The organism is Phyllobacterium sp. SB3 (genome assembly GCF_040009165.1).
Classification (GTDB): domain Bacteria; phylum Pseudomonadota; class Alphaproteobacteria; order Rhizobiales; family Rhizobiaceae; genus Phyllobacterium.
Genome location: NZ_JBDYKI010000013.1, coordinates 38,105 through 59,085 on the forward strand (window position 1 = coordinate 38,105; position 20,981 = coordinate 59,085).

At 55.2% G+C, this 20,981-nt stretch carries 16 protein-coding genes and 1 pseudogene; 15 read left to right on the forward strand and 2 right to left on the reverse strand.

Translation table 11 applies throughout. The features are described 5' to 3' along the window. Positions 1–18: 18 nt before the first annotated feature. The 7 genes from ABKW30_RS27840 (at position 19) to fhuF (ending at position 9,551) form a co-directional block, all read left to right on the forward strand. Entirely contained in the window at positions 19–1,272 is a 1,254-nt protein-coding gene (locus ABKW30_RS27840) for an acyl-CoA dehydrogenase family protein (protein WP_348602212.1), read from the forward strand. A 435-nt stretch (positions 1,273–1,707) separates the two neighbouring features. Further along, on the forward strand, positions 1,708–2,223 hold the full coding sequence (locus tag ABKW30_RS27845) for an RNA polymerase sigma factor (protein WP_348602213.1): 516 nt from the start codon (positions 1,708–1,710) through the stop codon (positions 2,221–2,223). A 105-nt stretch (positions 2,224–2,328) separates the two neighbouring features. Beyond that, positions 2,329–3,327 carry a FecR domain-containing protein gene (locus ABKW30_RS27850; RefSeq protein WP_348602214.1) on the forward strand — a complete coding sequence of 333 codons (999 nt, stop codon included), beginning with the start codon at positions 2,329–2,331 and terminating at the stop codon, positions 3,325–3,327. A gap of 162 nt (positions 3,328–3,489) precedes the next feature. Then, positions 3,490–5,949 carry a TonB-dependent siderophore receptor gene (locus ABKW30_RS27855; RefSeq protein WP_348602215.1) on the forward strand — a complete coding sequence of 820 codons (2,460 nt, stop codon included), beginning with the start codon at positions 3,490–3,492 and terminating at the stop codon, positions 5,947–5,949. A 56-nt stretch (positions 5,950–6,005) separates the two neighbouring features. Then, positions 6,006–6,836: an ABC transporter substrate-binding protein gene (locus tag ABKW30_RS27860; RefSeq protein ID WP_348602216.1), complete on the forward strand. Its 831-nt coding sequence runs from the start codon at positions 6,006–6,008 to the stop codon at positions 6,834–6,836. A 7-nt stretch (positions 6,837–6,843) separates the two neighbouring features. Next, positions 6,844–8,814, forward strand: a complete 1,971-nt coding sequence (gene fhuB, locus ABKW30_RS27865; protein WP_348602217.1) for a Fe(3+)-hydroxamate ABC transporter permease FhuB — start codon at positions 6,844–6,846, stop codon at positions 8,812–8,814. 68 nt (positions 8,815–8,882) lie between these two features. Continuing rightward, entirely contained in the window at positions 8,883–9,551 is a 669-nt protein-coding gene (fhuF, locus tag ABKW30_RS27870) for a siderophore-iron reductase FhuF (RefSeq protein ID WP_348602218.1), read from the forward strand. 379 nt (positions 9,552–9,930) lie between these two features. Here fhuF and ABKW30_RS27875 read toward each other — a convergent pair. Both ABKW30_RS27875 and ABKW30_RS27880 read right to left on the reverse strand, forming a co-directional pair. Further along, positions 9,931–10,218: pseudogene (locus ABKW30_RS27875) on the reverse strand (ABC transporter permease subunit); the annotation flags it as partial. Between the two features lie 800 nt (positions 10,219–11,018). After that, positions 11,019–11,771, reverse strand: a complete 753-nt coding sequence (locus ABKW30_RS27880; protein ID WP_348602219.1) for a GntR family transcriptional regulator — start codon at positions 11,769–11,771, stop codon at positions 11,019–11,021. A 176-nt stretch (positions 11,772–11,947) separates the two neighbouring features. On the opposite strand from ABKW30_RS27880, the gene ABKW30_RS27885 reads away from it, so the two are divergent. The 8 genes from ABKW30_RS27885 to ABKW30_RS27920 all read left to right on the forward strand — a co-directional run bounded on the left by ABKW30_RS27885 (position 11,948) and on the right by ABKW30_RS27920 (position 20,942). Then, positions 11,948–12,700: a glutamine amidotransferase gene (locus tag ABKW30_RS27885; protein ID WP_348602220.1), complete on the forward strand. Its 753-nt coding sequence runs from the start codon at positions 11,948–11,950 to the stop codon at positions 12,698–12,700. A gap of 98 nt (positions 12,701–12,798) precedes the next feature. After that, the gene (locus ABKW30_RS27890) at positions 12,799–13,713 is read left to right on the forward strand and encodes a substrate-binding domain-containing protein (protein ID WP_348602221.1); all 915 of its coding nucleotides are present in this window, start codon (positions 12,799–12,801) and stop codon (positions 13,711–13,713) included. A gap of 271 nt (positions 13,714–13,984) precedes the next feature. After that, complete coding sequence (locus ABKW30_RS27895) at positions 13,985–15,472, forward strand: sugar ABC transporter ATP-binding protein (protein WP_348602222.1); 1,488 nt, start codon at positions 13,985–13,987, stop codon at positions 15,470–15,472. Positions 15,473–15,496: 24 nt separating this feature from the next. Further along, positions 15,497–16,459, forward strand: a complete 963-nt coding sequence (locus tag ABKW30_RS27900; RefSeq protein ID WP_348602223.1) for an ABC transporter permease — start codon at positions 15,497–15,499, stop codon at positions 16,457–16,459. 47 nt (positions 16,460–16,506) lie between these two features. Further along, the gene (locus tag ABKW30_RS27905; protein ID WP_348602224.1) at positions 16,507–17,676 is read left to right on the forward strand and encodes a hypothetical protein; all 1,170 of its coding nucleotides are present in this window, start codon (positions 16,507–16,509) and stop codon (positions 17,674–17,676) included. Then, on the forward strand, positions 17,676–18,611 hold the full coding sequence (locus ABKW30_RS27910) for a carbohydrate kinase family protein (RefSeq protein WP_348602225.1): 936 nt from the start codon (positions 17,676–17,678) through the stop codon (positions 18,609–18,611). Before ABKW30_RS27905 ends, ABKW30_RS27910 begins: the two co-directional genes overlap by 1 nt. A 20-nt stretch (positions 18,612–18,631) precedes the next feature. Then, positions 18,632–19,477 carry a BtpA/SgcQ family protein gene (locus ABKW30_RS27915; protein WP_348602226.1) on the forward strand — a complete coding sequence of 282 codons (846 nt, stop codon included), beginning with the start codon at positions 18,632–18,634 and terminating at the stop codon, positions 19,475–19,477. Positions 19,478–19,502: 25 nt separating this feature from the next. Continuing rightward, positions 19,503–20,942 (forward strand): amidase, encoded by a 1,440-nt coding sequence (locus ABKW30_RS27920; RefSeq protein WP_348602227.1) that lies wholly within the window; start codon positions 19,503–19,505, stop codon positions 20,940–20,942. Positions 20,943–20,981 lie beyond the last annotated feature (39 nt).

Here is a 20,981-nt window from a genome sequence, read left to right on the forward strand (position 1 = left end):
TCTGTCGAGGACGAGTGAATGTCGGACCATGATTTTGTTTGGCCACATGTGCCGACAGAGGATTTCGAACATCTTGCAGAGAAGTTCCGCCCTGTCTTTGACGAAATTCGTGAGGGTGCTGTCGCGCGCGACCGCGACCGATCTCTTCCGCATGAAGCCGTCGCTTTGTTGCGCAAAAGTGGCTTCGGCGCATTGCGTGTGCCCAAAGAGTTTGGCGGTTTTGGTACAAGCCTGACGACCCTGTTTGCATTGCTGACCGAGCTGGCCGAAGCGGACTCAAATGTGACGCAAATTCTTCGTGGTCACTTTGGTTTCGTCGAGATCGTCCTGCACAATGCAGATGGTGAATGGTCACGTCGTTGGCTTACGCTCGCCGGCAAAGGCGAGTTGTTCGCCCCCGCCCATACGGAGCCGGGAGATTCGCAGCACGGCCGTTTCTCAACCGCAGTCACCGGCGAAGGTAACAGGCTGGAACTGAACGGAACGAAGTACTATGCAACCGGCGCCCTTTATGCTGACTGGATTCACGTTACGGCAAACCGCGGCGATACTGCAGTTACGGTTCTCGTTCCCACAAACGCCGAGGGCGTTACAATCGTTGACGACTGGGATGGCTTTGGCCAGGCGCTCACTGCAAGCGGCACCGTGACTTACGATCACGTTTCGATCACACAGGCAGATATCCAGCCGGCAATCGGGCGTGCTGCCCATGTGCAATCGGTCTACCAGCTTATCCATCTTGCAACATTGTCCGGTATCGGACGCGCTGCAGTCCGCGAGACTACAACATATCTTGTCGAGCGGAGCCGCACCTATGCTCATGGCAATACGGAGACTGCAAAACAGGACCCGCAAATTCTACAGGTTATAGGTGAAGTCATCTCCAAGGTGTTCGGTGCCAACACCGCGATGCTCACTGCGGCGTCCGCCTCGCAGCGCTTTTTCGACAAGCTCGTCTCGAACCAGGCGTCAGAAGAATATCGCGCCCGATTGGAGATCGAAGTGTATCAAGCCCAAGTGACCGTCGCGACCCAGATACTGGAGGCAACCACCGCGCTGTTCGGCGGTCTCGGTGCATCGGCTCTTAGCCGCGAGCGGGGTTTTGACCGGTTCTGGCGGAACGCAAGGGCAATCACGTCACATAATCCGTTGATCTATCGAAGCCGTCAAATCGGTGATTTCACTGTTAATGGCACGCCGCCATCAAATCAGTTTTCACTGCCACTTCCGTCAAACGATCGCGATGTGGAATCTCAAGCGGCGGCGATATGAGTCCCAACTGGCATAAGTCATGCTTGAATTGACGGCGGTGATAGCTATCGGTCGCCTTAAGGAACATCACAGCGTCGCGCGCTTGAAGCGCCCTCTGTGTCTTCTTCAGTGACAGGTCATCTTCTTCTGACAGATGCATCCAGCTCTCGATAACCCGGTTTGGATTACGAGTGCCCAGGATAGTCCGATAGCAGTGTTGCGGATTGACAACACAGGTGCGGGAAAGCATGGCCCGATCGGAACATCTCGACTTCGCTCGGTATGTGCCGCAGCGGGCGATGGCATAATAGAATCAAAGACTAAACATGACAATTCCCCACTAGATTTGCGGGAAGCTTAGAGTCGCTCTAAATCATTGCTGTTGCATGCATTTTCCGGCTCGGTAAGTTAACGCTGCTTATGCACTGTCTATTGATCTCATTCTTGTTGGCTCGCGTGAAGAAACTTGATCTCGACAAACTTATCAGAACTTTTGTCAAGATTAGCCCTCGGCTCCAATCGGTTGCGAGGGCACGTACCCGATGCGCGGCGACAGCTGAAGATCTCATCCAGGATACATGGCTCAATCTTGCAAATTCGCAATCCGAGACGGTGATCGAAGCACCGGCCGGTTATGTTGTGCGTGTTGCCAACAACACGATCATTGGACACTTACGCAAGGAAAAACGGCGTTCACAGATCGATACCGAGGTAAATGGCCTGTTGTGGGAAACCACCGATGAAATGTCGCCGGAGCGCGTTGTAATTGGCCGTGAAAGCCTCAGGGCGGTGCAGGCCGCCCTGCACACGATGCCAGAAAAGACACGCCGTATTTTCCTGATGAACAGGATTGACGGGATTCCACATCGCCGCATTGCCAACATGTTTGGCATCAGCGATGAAGCCGTATATTATCATATCCGCCGCGCGCTCGAACGGCTCGCCGCGCTTCGCGACGAATTGGCCGACTGATTTTTTTCCGGAACTTGTTTAGGTGAATGCGGCGCTTGTGCGTCTATAAGGTAGAAAAACCTTTGGATAGAACGCGTCTACCTGCAACCGATTGTTCGTGAGCCTATGAACGAAGACGAGAAAGGTTCTGATATTGACCGCCGTGTTTCGCTCGATGCGCGGGATTGGATCGTGCGTCTAACCTCGGGTAATGTCAGCGATGTGGAACTCCACCGCTTTCGCGCATGGCTCGATCGCTCGCTGCAACATAGGCGGGCATTTGAACGCGAGCGGACGTTCTGGCAGCAATTGCAGGTCCTGGACGGCGCTTCCCCTGCCGCGTCTGCGTCCCGTCAGCCGCAACGCGTCAAACCAGCCTTGATCGGACGTCGTATTTTTTTGGCCGGTGGCGGAGCCACAGTTGCTGCACTGGGCGCTACGATCGCAATGCCGCGCGTGGAGCTTTGGCGGAGAGCGGATTTCAGGACGGGTGTCGGCGAACAGGCTGAATTTAGCTTGCCCGACGGAACGATCGCCGCGCTGAATACCGATAGCGCTATTGCTGTCGACTTTCAAAGCGATCTGCGTCTTGTCGAGCTTTTGAGCGGAGAGGCTGAGTTTCGGGTACAGCCGGGTTTGTCCAGCATTTTCCGGGTTGCCGCTCTTGGCGGGAACAGCGACACTCTCGGCACGACATTCTTCGTCCAGGTCATCAATGGCAGGGCCACTGTTGCCGTAGCGGAAGGGCGCGTGCGGGTAACGGGACCGGTCGCACCGCATGATCATGGCGGAAGCGGAGCAGACGAGGTCGAACTCGGCGCCGAGGAGCAGACACAATATTCCCGGGGTGAACGGCCTTATGCAACGATGCCCATCGATACCGATGCTGCGCTTGCCTGGCGCACGGGCCGGATAATCTTTGAGGGCCGCCCCTTCGTCAGCGCGATTGCCGAGCTTGGGCGCTACCTGCCAGAGAGGATTGTTGTAGCGCCGGGTGTCGACACCGGTGTGCCCGTGAGCGCCGTATTCTCGACCAGGGAAGTCTGGCCGGCGGTGCAGGCCCTTGCGAGGACGCAAGGACTCTCCACCCGGCGAGTGCCTGGCATCATAGTGATGATTTCCTGAGCCCGGAGACTTTTCGCAAAACGGCAAAAAAAGTGAAACTGCGTCTTTAGGCAAAATGCCTCCTCACGCGTCTATGGTTTGAAGGGACCAGGCAGCAAAATACCCACTCCCTTGGATACGCTTGCAGAAAGGCTGTGCGTGATGAGGCTCGGGGTTTCAGGAATGATCGAAAATACAGGACACGTAATTTCACAGCGCGTGCGTCGCCAATGGCCGGCGGCGCTGATGATGCGCATAGCCTTTTGCCTTACGGCATTGCTCACTGCGCTGCCGATGATCGAGGCGGTCGCACAGACGGCCGGCGCCCGCACATTCAACATCCCCAGCCAGCCGCTGAACCGGGCATTGCGCGTACTTGCCGACCAGTCGGGGATTCAGCTTGCCTACAGGACCTCAGTCGCATCAGGCGCAACATCCCCGGCAGTCAGCGGGACGATGAGCACGGAACAGGCACTATCGCGCCTGTTGTCCGGTTCGAACCTGCAATACAGCTTCACCGGCGCCAATACCGTAACGATTCTCGCCGACATTCCGGCAGGTGCGGGTGTCAATGTCGATGGCTCCATCCAGCTTGACCCGATTGTCATCGAGGGCCAACGCGAGAGCGCTTGGGGACCGGTAGACGGTTATGTGGCCGCACGCGCTGCAGCAGGCACGAAAACTGATGCCCCGATCATTGAGACACCTCAGTCTGTTTCGGTCGTGACCAAGGATTTGCTCACCGACCAGAAAGCAACTTCTCTGGCAGATGCGCTGGTCTATACGCCGGGCGTTAGTGTGCAGTCCCAAACATTCAGCCGCATGGTCGACGACGTCATGCTGCGTGGCTTCAATCTCGCGTCCGGATCAAGCGGAATGCTGCGCGACGGCCTGAAGTTGCAGTCAAATGTCTATGATGGCGGGCAAGAGCCCTATGGTCTCGAACGTGTCGAAGTGCTTCGCGGCGCGTCCTCGGTTCTTTACGGCCAGCTTTCGCCGGGTGGTATTATCAACGGCGTGTCCAAGCGGCCGACCTTGGAACCGCTGCATGAAGTCAATGTCGAGTATGGCAGCTACGAGAAGAAACAAATGTCGTTCGACTTCAGCGACGCGCTTGATGCCGGAGAGACGCTTCGCTATCGCTTGACCGGTGTCTTGCGTGATGCCGAGAACTGGGTCGACGATGTTCCCGACGACAAGATTTACCTTGCTCCCGCCCTGACATGGCAACCCGATGCTGCTACCTCGCTTACATTGTTGTCCAGTTACCAACACGTGAATACACGATTCGCCACGCCGCTCGACTACACCGATGTAAGCTCGGGACGAATACCGCGCGACCTCTTCATTGGGGAGCCTGACTTCGATCTTTACAAGGGAGACATCTATACGTTGGGCTATGTGTTTGAGCATGAATTCGACAGTGGACTGAAGCTGCGTCAGAATGCACGTTATTTCCATTCCGACGTGGACTGGAATTACATGATGGGGAATCTATCGCCGGTGATCGACGGAGACCTTTACCGGCTGGCCAGTTACCGGACGGAAAAATCCTACGGTGCGACGGTCGATACATCACTGGAACGGACGTTCGACTGGGGTGCCACCGAGCATACCGCACTGTTGGGTGTGGACTATTACCGCCGCGGATATGATAGCCACCGCTATCGTGGGACAGGCTTTGTCCCTCTTAACGTGGACGCTCCGGTTTACTCCGGCTATCCCGACATTGATTTCGGCACCGACCGCGGCAGCGACAATGTCAGCGATCAGGTCGGGATCTATATTCAAGATCAAATAAAGTACGAGAACTGGATACTGCTGATTGGTGGCCGTCACGACTGGAGCGACAGCTCTACGACAAGTTACCAGAACGGGATAGAGTCACGACAGAAGGATGCAGCCTTTACCGGGCGTGCTGGGCTCGTCTACCAGTTTGACAACGGTATTGCCCCGTACGTCTCAGTCAGCCAGTCATTCTCGCCGCAGATCGGCATGGATACCTTGACCGGAGCAAGCCTCGAGCCGAATGAGGGCCTGCAATATGAGGCAGGAGTACGCTATCAGCCCCCGGGCACGAATATCCTGTTAAGCGCGGCAGTCTACGAATTGACGCAGAAAAACGTCGTCAGCTTCGACTTGTTTGGTGACGCCTATCAAGTCGGCAAGGTACGCTCACGCGGCATCGAACTGGAGGCACGCGCCGAATATGGCAATCTGGGGCTCGTCAGCGCCTATGCCTATACTGACGCCAACATTCTTGAAAGCGCGCTTGAGTATGAGGTCGGCCAGCAGGTCGATATGGTTCCGCGTCACACGTTTTCGGTCTGGGCCGATTACAAGCTCGGCTCACTTGGTCTCAAGGGCATGAAGGTCGGAGGCGGCCTGCGCTATATCGGCAAGACGAATGTGACCGACAGTATTGATGTCCTGGGGGAACCGGTTTCCGTACCGGGTTACTTGCTGGCTGACGCCATGGTCAGCTATGATTTCGGCGCACTCGACCAAAAGTATGACGGGCTTAGCCTGACGGTGAATGCGCGCAACCTGTTCGACAAGAAGTTTTATACCTGTGCCGGAGCGACAGGCTGCCGCTATGGAGAGCCGCTGACCGTTACCGGCACGCTATCCTACAAATGGTAAAATGGAACAGCGGAATCACGCGGCGATATTTTATCGGCGCGGCATTCACCTGCTGTATGGCAGGGAATGCCGCTGCCACATCTCCCGGCAGGCGCCTTGTAACACTCGATCTTCTGCCGACGGAACTTCTGCTCACGCTCGGCATATGTCCCGTTGCCGTGGGCAATAGCCGGCTTTACCGGCGCCTTGTAGCCGAGCCGGAACTCACTCCGGACGTATTGGATTTGGGGCCACTGACAGAGCCGAACGCCGAACTGCTCCAGAGCCTTCGACCGGACGCGATCCTGGTGGCAAAGTGGCAGGCTGGCGCTTTGGAGCCGCTCAAACGGATCGCGCCGCTGATCCCAGTCGCGGCGGTCTCGCGAGATCTCCCGGGCGTAGCACTGGCGCTTCAGGTCATGGAGCAGATCGCCACCCTGACCGGCACTCAGGAGGCCGCGCGGAACTGGGCTGTCCGGCTCGAACAAGAGCTGCAGACAGCTACGGAACAACTGGAGAAGCGTCGCCGCCGTCCTGTCTATGTTTGCCGCTTTGCCGAAGACGGACGGAATGTTGCACTTTTCGGCGGCTATGGTCTCATTGGGGACGTGCTTGGCCGGATTGGGCTGGAAAACGCCTGGACAGGTCGCGTCAATGCATCGGGCGTCACTTCGGCGGGCATTGACAGTCTGGCTGAGAACCCCGACGCGCACATCGTCCATTTTGACCGTGGACGGGAAACGCGCAAAGCCATAGAGCGCCTGCAGGACAGCTCACTTTGGCGGGCGCTCCCTGCCGTCCGGGCAGGGCGGGTGACGGCTATGCCCGTGATCTATCCCAGCGGCGGCGTCTGTTCGGCAGTACGGCTGGCCCGGCAACTCGCGAAAGTCATCCCGCATGACGGCTAGATGGAGAATGCGGGGTGCAGCCCCGTCATCAGGCGTCGGCCTGGCGCTGCTGGGATTATCCTTTCTCTTCTTCCTTGCAAATCTCCGGGCCCTGATACCACCGGGGGAGTGGATCCCGGCGCTGTACGGTGACAATCTTTTCAATCTGGCGCAACTGACTGCACGCGATGCTCTTTTGCCGCGCCTCCTCATAGCATGGATATGCGGTGCGGCACTCGGATTTGCCGGTGTCATCTTTCAGCAGGTTCTTCGAAACCCGCTCGCGGAGCCGGGCACGCTCGGCGTCTATGCCGGCGCCAAGGTGGCGCTGGCGGTCTGCCTGCTTTGGATACCGGAAGCCCTGGAGGCAGGGTGGGCACCCGTCGCTTTTTCTGGAGGCGGGCTGGCCGTTCTGGCGGTGCTGTGGCTGGCATCGCGCCAGGGGTTTTCTCCGGTTTCCATCATTCTGTCCGGCCTCGTCCTTTCGTTGTCACTGGGGGCAATCGGAACAACTCTCATTCTTGTGCATTTCGAAGAGCTCAACGCTCTCTATATCTGGGATGCCGGCTCGCTTGTGCAGAACGGTTGGGACGGTATCGCAGATTTGCTGCCCATGGTTCTGGCATTCGGGCTTGCGGGCGGAATCCTGTGCAGGCCTCTTTCCCTGCTGGAGCTTGAGGAAGAGAGCGTACGCGGATTGGGGCTGTCCCTTGCGATGACGCGCTTTGCTGCCATTTCGGTCGCGGTGGCGCTGTGCACCTTCGTCGCCGGAGCGGTGGGTACCATCAGTTTCATTGCCCTTGCCGGTGCCACCATTGCAAGGGCTGCCGGTGCGCGCCGTCTCCATCAAAGGCTGGTTTCCGCCCCGTTGATTTCTGCAGGGTTGCTTGCGGTCACGGATCAGGGGGCAAAGCTCCTTTTCGGCGTCACCGAAATTCCCGCAGGATCCATTACTGCCCTGCTTGGTGTCCCGCTGCTTTTCTTCCTGTTGAGGAGACTGCGCCCGATGTCCCCCGCTGCCAACAATACCTGGACGGCGAATCTTGTCATGGTCGGCACAACCGGACGGAGAATGGCTGTACTTCTTGCGCTTCTTGCGGCCTCTTTACTCCTTGCCCTCCTGGTCGGTCACGATGCCAATGGATGGCAGATGGCAATGGGAGATAGTTTTGCCGCGCTGTTGCCATGGCGTCTTTCCCGTGTGATGGCAGCTCTTGGCGCAGGATTCCTGCTCGCGATTGCCGGAGGCCTGTTGCAACGGCTCACCGGCAACCATATGGCAAGTCCGGAACTTTTAGGTATATCGTCGGGCGCTGCACTTATCCTGCTTGTGACGACATTCTTCGTGCCTGAGCTTGGCCGGCCGGCAATGATGATGTTCTGCTCTCTTTTTGCCGGGCTGGTCCTTATGGCATTTTTCCGCATCGACCGGCGTGCGGCATTGTCCCGGGAAGCGATGCTGCTGGGTGGGGTGGCAATCGCAACATTATTGTCCTCTTTTCTTTCCATCCTTCTTTTTCTTGGGGATCCAAGGGTGCTTCGTGTTCTGAGCTGGCTTTCCGGCTCCACCTATTCGGTGACTGGCGGGGAAGCAGGCATCTTGTTGTTCGCCAGCCTTGTCACAATTGGAATATTGCCTTTCTTTGCGCGGTGGCTTGCAATTCTTCCCCTCGGCCCCGCTGTACCGATGGGGCTGGGTGTCGGGCCGGAAACGAGCCGCATGCTCATCGCGGCAGCAGTGGCCTGCATGACAGGGATGGCAACCCTGATCGTCGGCCCTCTTAGTTTTGTCGGCCTTATGGCTCCGCATCTGGCGCGCATGTCCGGAATGCGTTCTGCGCTTACCCAAACCTATGCGGCAGGGTTGATCGGTGCCATCATAATGGTTTTTGCCGATTGGCTTGGCCGCCATATTGCCTTTCCGTGGCAGGTCCCCGCCGGATTGCTGGCAACGGGTCTGGGAGGTTTCTACTTCGTCCTGCTGGTATTTCGGCGTTGAGCAACCTGTCCGGCATATTCCACGGGCCTTTGGTAGGGTTTCGCCATGTTTTTGCCGGGGAAGGGGAATTGCGCCCCATTGTTAGCGGGACAAGCCTGCTCGCGCAGGACTTCCTTGAATCCCTGCTTGGCCGATATGCCCGTGTGTACCCAGAGCCTGATACTATTGCCGTGGCAACGCAGTGGTCGAAATGGCATTTCTCGCTTTTGCTGCCGCCGGTCGTTGCCGCCATTGTCGTGGCGCAGCATGAACTGCCGGTAGATCTGTCCGATACCGCTATTGTTCTGTCGGAGGATGGCCGGGCGGAAGCCTTTCGCCTTTCAGGTCCCGGGCACGGCATTGATGCCGATGACGTGCCGGATTGCCTGAGGAGGCTTATCGACGGCCACTTGGCTCCTCTGATTGCAGCTCTGGCAGCAGCCAGTAAAGCCCCCGAGAAGGTTCTGTGGAGCAATGCCGGCAACGTGCTCGAAAGCATACTGAAAGAATGCGAAACATGGGCTCCTCCCGGTCATTCGACGCTTATCGATGCGAATAGACTGCTGACGCATCGTTCGCATGCAGACGGTGCACGTAATTTTCTTTTCGAGCCGGTGCGATATGTTGCGCACGGAAATGAGACCATCCGGCGACGGAAAGTATGCTGCCTGCGATACCGCATCCCATCCCTGAACCTATGCAAAAGCTGCCCATTGGCGTTCCTGAAAACGAATCCCAAGGGAGAGATACGTTCATAGAGTATTGCACAAATTGCCGTTGGTTGAGCGCGATGCCAGAAGTTCGATATATTCCAAGGCGACATGGCCGTTTCGGATTGCAAGTATGCAATGCGGCCCGGTGGGTTCTGCGATTGAACAAATGCCGAATCCTGGACAAGGATCGGCGGGGTTTACATGTGGGCGCTGCGGTTCGGTTCCCTTCAAGGCGATCATAAGCTGCAATTGAAGTAAGACTTTAGTTGCGGAGCAGGAAGCACTTCTTGGACAGCAAAGGCGCCATAGCGGTGCCTTTTTCGACATAAAGCCTTCTCTGAAGGCCAATTGGAAATCAGCAAGGGAGCGCTTGTTCGAGTTGTGTAATTTATTCCCCCTTCAATCCACTGGCCTTTTGCAAAAATCAATCCACCACTAAATTGACGCCGATCGACAGCACAGCGATAGCTCCAGCGGGGAGTAAGGGAGTGATATCGCCATACGTTATCAGCGTTGCATTGTCGCGCACCATCAATCCCCAATCAGCCATTGGCGGTTAGATGCCGAGACCCAGAAACGACAGGCCGCTGATCAGCAAAAACACGAAGCAGAAGCGCAGCCCAAACTCCGCCACGAGCATGGGGAAGATGTTGGGCAGAATTTCGCGGTACATGATCCAAAGGGGACCTTCGCCTCGTAACCGCGCGGCTTGCCCCAGGCATGGGGCAAAGCGTGGCGAACCAACCCCCGCCATTCCCCAAGTCCTTTGAGACGCGCCGTTTCTGAGGAAAGCCAAAATATTGGCTTGGTTGATACGATTATTGAAGCTGATCTTTTTGACGCGGCAATTCAAACCCCGAGAGCGGCGATCGAACCAGGAAACTATATTTCCCAAGCTGTGATCAAGAGCATTTTGGATCGGCCACCGTCTAGCACTGAGCAGCTTCACGATTGCTATCGAGCAGTTTACGATTCAGATCCAAACGCACTGAGCCGATTGAACGCATTTGACCGGGCAACATCTTAATCGCCATTACACCGGATGCTGAATTCGTAGTTGGCCACAGCCAGCACCGCTTGCCTTTGATCCGCACCGCGGCTTCGTCAAGTTGACAGATATCATTGCAAGGTGGCTTACGGCGAATGTATCGCGCATCGCCGGACAGGGATCCCGCGCTCAAGCAGCATTTCCTGTTGTGACGCGAGTGCTGATCAGCGGATCGCATGTTAGACCCAGGTCCCTTCTACAACAAATGCTTCTGGGGTCGAGGTGGCTCGGCTTTGCGTGGGTGCACACCGGTCGCTTCCGTTCAAGCGTTCATTGGAAATCACTCATCCCGACTTGTTATAAAGAATGATTGTAGCATTCTACGAACCAATCGGTTTTGGGGGACAATCAGCGATTATCGGCATCTTCAAAGGAAGGGTTATGAACACGCTATGGCTTTGTGCCGCACTGATCTTCTGGGCGAAAGCTATGAGCATGCAAGAGCTACCGTATCAAAGTTGGTCTCAAACGATCACACCCGATTCGAGTTGAAAGCGATAGCGGTCAGCCCGGAAATACAGGACGACATATTCGATCGGTTGTGGATCTTCTACAAATGAACTGCGACGGATAATCAGCACCGGACTACCAGCGTTTACATGAAGATGATCGGCCATTTCTCCTGTGACGACTGCCGCCTCAATATATTCAGAGGCCCGAGTAACTTTCGCGTCAAATTCGCGCTGCAGCCATTCGTACAACGACCCTTCGTTCAGCGCCGTTGCGGAGGGGGGGCTTCTGTCCTTCAGAAATTTTGGGGAAAGCCAAGATGCGGCAAAGCCAATTGGAGTGCCATCGGCTTTCAATAGCCGTCGCGATTGGTAAACGGACGAGTTTACTTTTACTCCCAGTGCATCGGCAACTTCAGCGGAAGCGCGAACCCGACCGGCAAACAATGTTTCATGGGAAGGCGTGAAACCACGCCGCCGCATGTCGTCGGAAAAGCCGAGCATCTCATTCACAGGCTGGTCTATTCGCGGGCTCAGAACAATTGAACCCTTGCCGGATTTTCGAACAATCAGGCCTTCCTGTTCAAGCCTGTCCAGCGCTACGCGCGAAGTCGACCGGCTGATGCCAAAAACCTCATTCAGCTGGCTCTCGGACGGCAACGCGTCGCCCGGCTTAAATGTCCCCGTGGAAATAGCATCCCGCAAACGCTCGGCAATCTGAAACCATAGCGGAAGAGGGCTGGACTCAGGAAGCGGTTTGTTCCACATTACGGTCATATCGTCCGAACGTCATGACAATTCAAGGGAAGGTTATACAAGATTGTGTGCTGTCCATACCAACCTGCTCTCATTTCAGACCTTTCCATACTCGGCACTCGCCTTTGTCATACACGAACTCTGCAGATCTATCGGACAAACCAAAAAGATGAAAGGCACCTTCACGCATGTCTGAACCTATAAAACTTTTGTTCGCAGGCGAGTCCTGGATGACACATAGCATACATGTGAAAGGTTTCGATTCTTTCGAAATGTCCTCCTATCATGAAGGGGGAACCGAAATGATCGCAGCTCTTCGCAATGGTGGCGTGGATGTGACATACCAGCCAAGCCATATTGCTGCAGATAGTTTTCCGACAACAAAGGAAGAGCTCGATAAGTTTGACGTGGTGGTCCTCAGCGATATTGGCGCGAACACACTGCTCCTGCCGGACCGCACAATCATACGATCGGAGCGATCGGGCAACCGGTTGCAGTTGCTTGCCGATTTTGTGCGCGGCGGTGGCGGTTTGCTGATGGTAGGCGGATATCTGACCTTTCAGGGCATCCAGGCCAAAGGTAATTACAAGGATAGTCCGGTCGAAGGGATTTTGCCTGTTTCGCTTCAGGCATCTGATGACAGGAGTGAACAGCCGCAGGGTATTCGGCCCGAGATCGTCGATGCGGCACATCCTACGGTTGCAGGTCTGACCCAATGGCCGCATTTTCTAGGATTCAATAAATCTACCTTGCATCCTGACGCTCATCTTGTGGCACTTTTTGGTGACCAGCCCCTCATCGCAGTGCGTGAACCCGGCGCCGGACGAAGCGCCATCTTTTCATCTGACTGCGGCCCTCATTGGGGTCCTCCGGAATTCGTAGCGTGGGAAGGTTATCCCAAGCTTTGGCTCAATATCGCGAACTGGCTCGCAAAACGATAGGAGTGCTCTCGTATCCACAAAAGAGAAGAAGCGTATCGAGCTTCCCAGGAATATCCGTTCATCAATGTATCGCCATCAAGGCCAAGGGGAACTAAAACATGTTGAAACGTTTGCTCACCATTTTATCGATTGTCATTCTGCCCCCGGCAGTTTCCGCATATGCTGAAGATGCCCAACCTATCTCGCAGAAGACATGTACGCAGCTCTTGGCAGACTACAAACAACTGCCATTCACATCCATTCTGCCGCTCGACGAAGGTCCGATTGCTATCGGCGGAGAAACCAAAGATATTACTATCGGCTTCTCCCAGACTGCATTCAACCATCCCTGGCGTGTCTCTATGCTGGAGTCGCTTCAGGCCGAAGCCTGCCGTCACTCAAACGTCAAGCTCGTCGTCCTCGATGGAAATGTCGACGTTGCCAAGCAGAGCAATGATGTTCGCGATCTTTTGGCCCGTGGTGTCAATGCGGTACTTCTCAGCCCGGTAGAATCGGCCGCGCTTGTCCCGGCGGCGAGAGCCGTCCAAAGTGCGGGCATACCGCTTATCGTCATGGATCGTGATGTACCGACGAACAAGACGCTCTTTATCGGCCAGAGCAATGTCACCATGGCAGAACAGGTCACGGAACACATGGCCAAAGACCTGGGCGGAAAGGGCAATATCGTTGTCATTACCGGCCTCAAGGGATCTTCTCCTGCGGTGGATCGTGATCAAGGCATGAAGAATGTCCTGGCCAAATATCCGGATGTCAAGGTCCTGGCTGTTGGCGATGGCCAATGGATACGCGAACCGGCGGTACCGCTCATGGAAGATTTCCTGACTGCCCATCCGGACATCAACGCTGTTTTCTCCCACGCGGAAGAATCATCATGGGGTGCGCAGCTTGCCATCGCACGGGCAAAGCGCTGTAGCGACCATATCCGGCACTACACATTTGATGCTCCAATGCCGGGTTCAAGTCGGTCAAGGCCGGCACCTTCAGCGCCGATGGAAACTACACGCCGTTCATAGCCGATGTCGGCCTGCGGGCAGCGCTTTACAAATTGATGGGTAAGGAAACACCCGGCACCCAAGACTATGAAATGCCAGGAAAACGCCTTCAGTTACCGGACTCTCCAACAGTGGTCGCCGCCAATGCCGATCAATGGATCGGTCGTGGCTGGGGTGATTTCGAGGCTACGCTTGATCCGTGCAAGTAATGAAAGAGAAAGATCTGGTCGGAATATGAATTCTGGCCAGCCCTCTTCGGATACAGGCTCACGCTTATTGCAGGACAACCGGAATGGACAAAATCCTTCTTGAAGCTGTCGCGCTGACGAAGTCGTTTGATGGCAATGTTGTACTTTCCGGCATGGATTTTAAAGTCCATGCCGGGGAAGTCCACGCCATCGTCGGTGAGAATGGCGCTGGAAAGTCGACACTGATCAAGACATTGTCGGGCGTTCACAGGCCTGACAGGGGAAAGTTGCTGATTGATGGTGTCGAAAGGATATTTCGATCTCCCAGGGATGCGATTGCCCATGGTGTTGTTGTTATCCACCAGGAGTTGTCCCTCGCCCCGCATCTATCCGCAGAGGAGAATATTTTTCTCGGCCACTTTCCACATACGAGGTGGGGTTTAGTCGACCGCAGGCGTATGCGGGAGCATACAATGGAGCTCTTGAAACGGCTGATGATCGATATCGATCCTAAACGTCCCGTCGGAGAACTTAGCATTGCTCAGCAACAGATGGTGGAGATAGCCAAGGCCATCTCGTTCCAGGCAAAAGTGCTTATTCTCGATGAACCGACAGCTGTCCTGGATGAAAGCATGGTGTCGACGCTTTTCAATCTGGTTGCCAAATTAAAGGCCGAAGGAATAGGCATTGTTTTCATTTCGCATCATCTCGAGGAAATTTTCCGGATTGCAGACACTGTAACCGTATTGCGCGACGGGTCGCGAACCGGCGTCAGCAAGGTTTGCGCAATTGATCAGGAATGGCTGGTAGCCAGAATGATCGGAAGAGCTTTTCCGGTTCATAATGTAAATGTTCGCGAATTTGGCTCACCCGCTCTAGAGGTCAGCCATCTCAGCCTTCAGGGCAGTTTCGAAGACGTATCCTTTGTCGCGCGTCAGGGCGAGATTGTGGGGTTGGCAGGCCTGATCGGCGCCGGGCGAACCGAAGTAGCAAAAACGATTGCAGGAATAACCCACCCGACCTCCGGAGAGATCAAGGTTTTTGGCAAAGCTGTGCGCATTGGCAATCCAAATACTGCTGCAAAGTTCGGCATTTCCTATGTCAGCGAAGACAGAAAGACACTTGGCCTGTTACCCAACAGGTCTGTCCTGGAAAACGCTACCATTTCTAATCTGGCCCGCTTTCGCAAATTCGGCTTTCTGAATCGCTCCTTGGAACGACGATATGTCAAAGATGCCGCCAAACGCCTTGATGTTCGCATGTCAGGCCTTGATACGGAAATTCGCACTCTTAGCGGCGGAAACCAGCAGAAAGTTCTGATAGCCCGTGCTCTGGCGGTGGAACCACGCATTCTTATCTTCGATGAACCGACAAGAGGTGTCGATATAGGCGCTAAGAGCGAAATCTACGCCTTGATCGATGAATTGGTCAGATCTGGCATGTGCGTCATCCTCATTTCGTCGGAGATGGAGGAAATCCTGAGGCTGGCAGATCGAATTGTCGTTCTGCGCCGAGGCAAGGTTGCAGTCACCTTGTCACGCGATGAAGCAAGCGAAAACACAATCATGCGAGCGGCCGCTCTGGCTGATTGATCCATAACCGGAAGACTCAAAACAATGCTGAAAATGTCTACGTCATTCCAGACCTACTCCGCGTCGGCCGCCAAGATATGGCGGAGAATAGGGGTATTGGCCGCCCTCATCATTCTGGTGATCGCAGCGTCTTTTCTCTCCGACAGATTTCTGACGCCAGCGAACCTTCTGAATATTCTGCGGCAGGTCGCCATTGTTGGTATTCTCGCGATCGGCATGACCTTCGTCATTCTGACGCGCGGGATTGATCTGTCGGTGGGATCTATCCTCGGACTGTCGGTCGTGATCTATGCAGGTCTTTTGGAAACCCATAGTATGGCGATTGCAATCCCGATCGGATTGTTAGTCGCAATGGCCGCTGGCCTGCTGAACGGCCTGGGCGTCGCATCTGCCGGCATACCGCCATTCATCATGACACTTGGAATGCTGTCGTTCACAAGGGGACTGGCGTTTCTCTACACGGGCGGTACGCCTATCCCGATCCTGAACGAGGACTTTTATAATCTTGGCAATGATTATCTTTTTGGGATCCCCATTCCCTCGCTCATCCTCCTCGCAATCTTGGCGGTCAGTGCTGTAATCCTGTCCCTCACGGCCTTTGGCCGAAGTATCTATGCCATCGGTTCCAACGAGGAAGCCGCAAGACTGTCAGGCGTCCCGGTGCGTCTCTACCAGATCATCGTCTATGTCATCGCTGGCGGAGTTTCAGGGCTAGCTGGCCTCGTTTATGCGTCGCAGCTCAGTATCGGTACGCCCATCGCAGGCCAGGGCTACGAGCTTGATGCGATCGCCGCTGTTGTTGTAGGAGGAACCTCGCTTTTTGGCGGTAAAGGCTCCGTCGCCGGCACCTTCCTTGGCACTTTGATAATCGGTGTTCTTGCAAACATCCTCAATCTTACAGGCGTCGACCCTTATGTGCAGCAACTCTTCAAGGGGGCGCTTATTGTTGTTGCGGTATATTTCATGTCTCGGTCTGGCCGATCCTGATGATGGCAAATTCAAATCTCTCGTCTGGAGCATCGATTGCAGACCATTTGGCCAAGCTTTCCGAACAGTTACGCGGCATGCAACCGGGTGTCGACGCTTACATCACGCCCGAACGGGTTGCCCGTTATCTGACGGCAATTGCTGACACGCCGGCGCCCTCGACAGCAGCAAGTGCCATGCGCGCGCCGGTTCTGCAGCAACTTCTCAATGGCGATGGGGCATTGAATAACGGACAGCTGGTTCTTGATTCCAACTTTCGTAATACGGCCAGCACGGTCATGATCGCAGGTGACCAGTCAGGTTCAATGCCCATTTGGTATTTCGCACATTTAGACACGATCAGTTACCTGACGCGGCCATTCGATGGACGCAGGTTCCCACTTGTTCCATTCTGCTATCATCTCACTGTTGGTGGAAGACGGTTGGCACAAGCCTATCGTTACGATCTCCTAAATGAGCGCTATTCTGTTGTCGACGAAGGCTGGATTGAGTCGGAATCGGGAAAGGCCTTTTTTAGGTCAACGGATCAATTGACTCGCCTTCGACCGGGGGATCGCGTGGTCCCGGTGACTCCATGCCGTCCGCAAGCGGATGGATATTGGACCGGGCATTTCGACAATGCCGGCGGGGTCACCGCGCTTGCCGTGGCCGCGCCACTCTTGGCCGAAGCGGGAGTCAATGCGCTGTTCGCTTTCCCCGATGAAGAAGAGGGGCCGACGGGGTCCGGGAATCAGGTCATGGGTCGGGGAGGGTCGCGCATCATCGATCAACTTGCTCCTCCGGACCTGGCGATCATCGCCGATATGCAGCAGGCAGGCACCCCCTTGGGTATGGATGAAATGATGTCCGAGCCGAAGAATTCCGTACGCATGGGAGAGGGGGCGGTCCTTAGTGAGTTCTCGAGTCTGGCACGAGGCGCGGTGACCCCGCCAAGTTTATATGCTTTAGCACAGCATTTAGTTCACCTCTTGCCTGGGCTAGGTACGAAGGTTCAAGAATCCAACAACACCTATACATCACGCAGTGATGATATCAGCGTGATGTTGAAGACCCCCAATATTCTGCTCCTTGGATTTCCTGGCATAAACCGCCACTTCGATCTCGCTTCACCTCAGGCCGCGCTCTCGGATATCGTCGACCTATCCAAGGTCCTCGTCTATGCAGCAATGTTGCAGCCCATTATCCGCTTTCTGAGCGACCGTGGGGGCCGGCTGTGATGGACGTTGTCACGATCGGATGGTTGACCACGGATGATATTATTCTTGCCGATGGCACTTGCTCGATGGCGGTGCAAGGCGGAGGCGCACTCTATTCGGCGGTGGGCGCTCACATATGGAGCGAAGATGTCGGCATTCATTCTTTAGCCGGCAAACCATATTTCACCGAAACATGCAGGTTGGTCGAAGAGCGCGGTATCGACGCCTCAGGTATCGGTCAATGCGAAGGCAACGGCTTGGAATTGTGGCTGCTGCATGAGAGCGATATTCATAAACAGCAGGTACCTAAGCTTTCATCATCCCAAGCGCTCTATCTGGATGAACAACGCGGGCCTCTACCAGCATCTTACACCCAAGCGCGTGCGTTCCATATCGCACCGCAGGGGCCAGCGAGTTCGATTTCCAATGCGAAACAACTTAGTTCCATGGCATGTAGGCCAATTCTGACGATGGATATCCTTTCCGACAATTTCATCGAATCTTCGATGTATCGTGACCTGGATTTTCTTTCCCACCTCACGGCTTTCTTGCCGAGCCAAGCGGAAATTGAGCGCATATGGCAGCCAACCAGCCTTGAATTCTGGCTTCAGGAAAATGCTGTTCTTTACAAGTGTCATATGGTTGCAAAGCTCGGCGAGCGGGGATCGCTGGTTTGCGAGGCTTCAACGGGAACGCTCACCCATGTTCCAGCGCTGGCTGCCAGGGTACGGGACACTACGGGCGCGGGAGACGCTTATTGCGGCGGGTTTGTCGCGGGACTGGCCGCCGGCAGATCTGCCGTCAGCTCCGCGGCAATGGGGACTGTCTCCTCGTCCTATGTGGTGGAAGCCTGCGGCGCGCTGGCCACCAAGCAGCCGACGACCGACGAGAAACTGGCAAGGCTGCAGCTAGCCGAGGCAGCAATACGCTTGCCGCCCTCTCATAACAGTCAATGAACTCATAAATTGGAAGCAAGATGCTCGTCTCGGAACAAAGATCATCCTACCTCGACAAGATTTTCAAGATTAGAAAGCCTCTTATCGGGGACATCCACCTTTTGCCTCTTCCTGGAACTCCCCGATATGAAAATGCAACGTTTGAAGCGATTATCAGTCGGGCGTTGAGGGATGCAGATGCGTTCGTTGCGGGTGGTATGGACGGCATCATCATAGAGAACCACGGCGATATTCCTTTCTTGAAACCGAACGAGATAGGTCCGGAAATCATCGCGGCAATGGCGGTCATTACCGATAGGGTGGCCCGCAATGTTGGTGTTCCAGTAGGAATAAACCTTCTCGCCAATGGTTCAATTGGCTCACTTGCAATCGCCAAAGCCAGCGGTGCTAAATTTGTCCGCGTTAATCAGTGGGTGAACGCCTATGTCAGCAATGAGGGAGTTGTTGAGGGAGAAAGCGCAAAAGCGATGCGCTACCGCAAACAGATAGACGCACAGGATGTCGCCATATTTGCGGATGTCCATGTGAAACACGGATCGCATGCCATTGTGGGGGATCGTTCGATCGGCGAACAGGCCGCGGATGCGGAATTCTATGGCGCAGATGTAACCATTGCCACCGGAAACCGCACGGGGGATGCTGTGCCTGAAGCAGAGATCTCCGCGGTGCGCAGCGGAACACAGCTGCCGGTGATTGCCGGAAGTGGGATCACGCCAGGCAATGCGGCGGAACTATTGCGAATACTTGACGGCGCTATCGTTGGTTCAAGCCTCAAATTCGATGGTGTCTGGTGGAATGCCGTAGAGATCGAGCGGGTTCGCAGACTGGTCGAGCAAGTCAAGCCTTTGCGCGAAAATGTCGAATGATCATGAGTGATGAGGAGCTAGGGCTATGACAACCTCCGATTTAATTGAGCTCTATGCGACAAGCGATGCGCTCGAACTCGCGATGCTGGTGCGTCGGCGTCAGGTTACTCCAGTGGAACTATTGGACACCGCGATCACTATCGTCGAAGCGCTAAATCCGCGGCTCAACGCAATGGTAATCGAAACTTTCGATTTGGCACGTAAGGCAGCATCAAATCCACCCGCAGGTCCATTCGGCGGCATCCCGTTCTTTTTGAAGAATATTGGATCCATGTGGCGTGGAACAAGTCTGACGAACGGACTTGGTTACATGCGGGATTTCGTATGCGATCATGATTCAGAGATGGTCAGCCGTATCAAGGCAGCCGGTTTTCTGTTGCTCGGTCGCACTAATGCACCAGAGGGCGGCTGGTCCATTGGAACAGAACCTAGGCTTTACGGACCCACACTAAATCCGTGGAATCTAGAAATAACGCCGGGAGGTTCGAGCGGCGGCGCAGGGGCTGCCGTTGCTGCCCGCATGGTGCCGCTCGCGGAAGCATCCGATGGTGGGGGCTCCATTCGTGTGCCAGCATCATGCTGTGGTCTCGTCGGTTTGAAGCCCTCACGAGGGCGCATTACCTATGGTCCGGAAACCGTTGATCTTTGGCACGGCAGTATTGCAACATTATGCGTAACCCGTACAGTCCGCGATACTGCTGCTTACCTTGATGCTGTCGCAGGCTCCGTCCCCGGGGATCCTTATCTAGCACCCTTACCGATAAGCCCATGGTTGAGCCAACTGGCGGTTCCGCCCAGAGGCTTGCGCATTGGCTATACGCTCAAGCAACCCTGGGGGGAGCCTTACGCGCCCGAGGTGATGAATGCTCTTCAAACGACGCTTCGCTTATGTGAAAATCTCGGCCATTATGTGGAAGAACATGAAATGTCCGTCCCGCTCGAAGCGGCCTGGCGGCACTATAATGTCATCAATGCCGTGGAAACAGCGGCCGATTTCGACCGGATGGCTGCGGTTATAGGCAGACCTGTGGAGCAAGCGGAACTCGCACCGTTCAATTGGTCATTGCTGGAATATGGACGCTCTCTTTCTGCAATCGACTATGCTCACGGCATTGCGGCTGTCAGAAAAGCAAGTCAGCACATCGCAAAAGACATTGCAGCTTACGATGTCTTTGTCACCCCTACGTTAACTCAGACGCCACGTCCTGTCGGTTATTGGTCGATGGAAGACGGTGATCTGGAACGATATTTAAATCGGTGGTCCGATGCAGGTTATTTGTTTGCTTTTAACATGTCGGGTCTGCCGGCTATGTCAGTACCGGTGGCCGAAACACAAAATGGCATTCCCATCGGGCTGCAGCTGGTGGGGCGTTATGGAGATGAAGCCACTCTGTTGCGGTTAGCGCATACCATGGAACAAGAGTTGCATTGGGATAAACGTCGGCCTCCAATATGTGCCACGTAGTTATTGCGCCGCAATTTAATCCTCTCACATTGGTTGCCA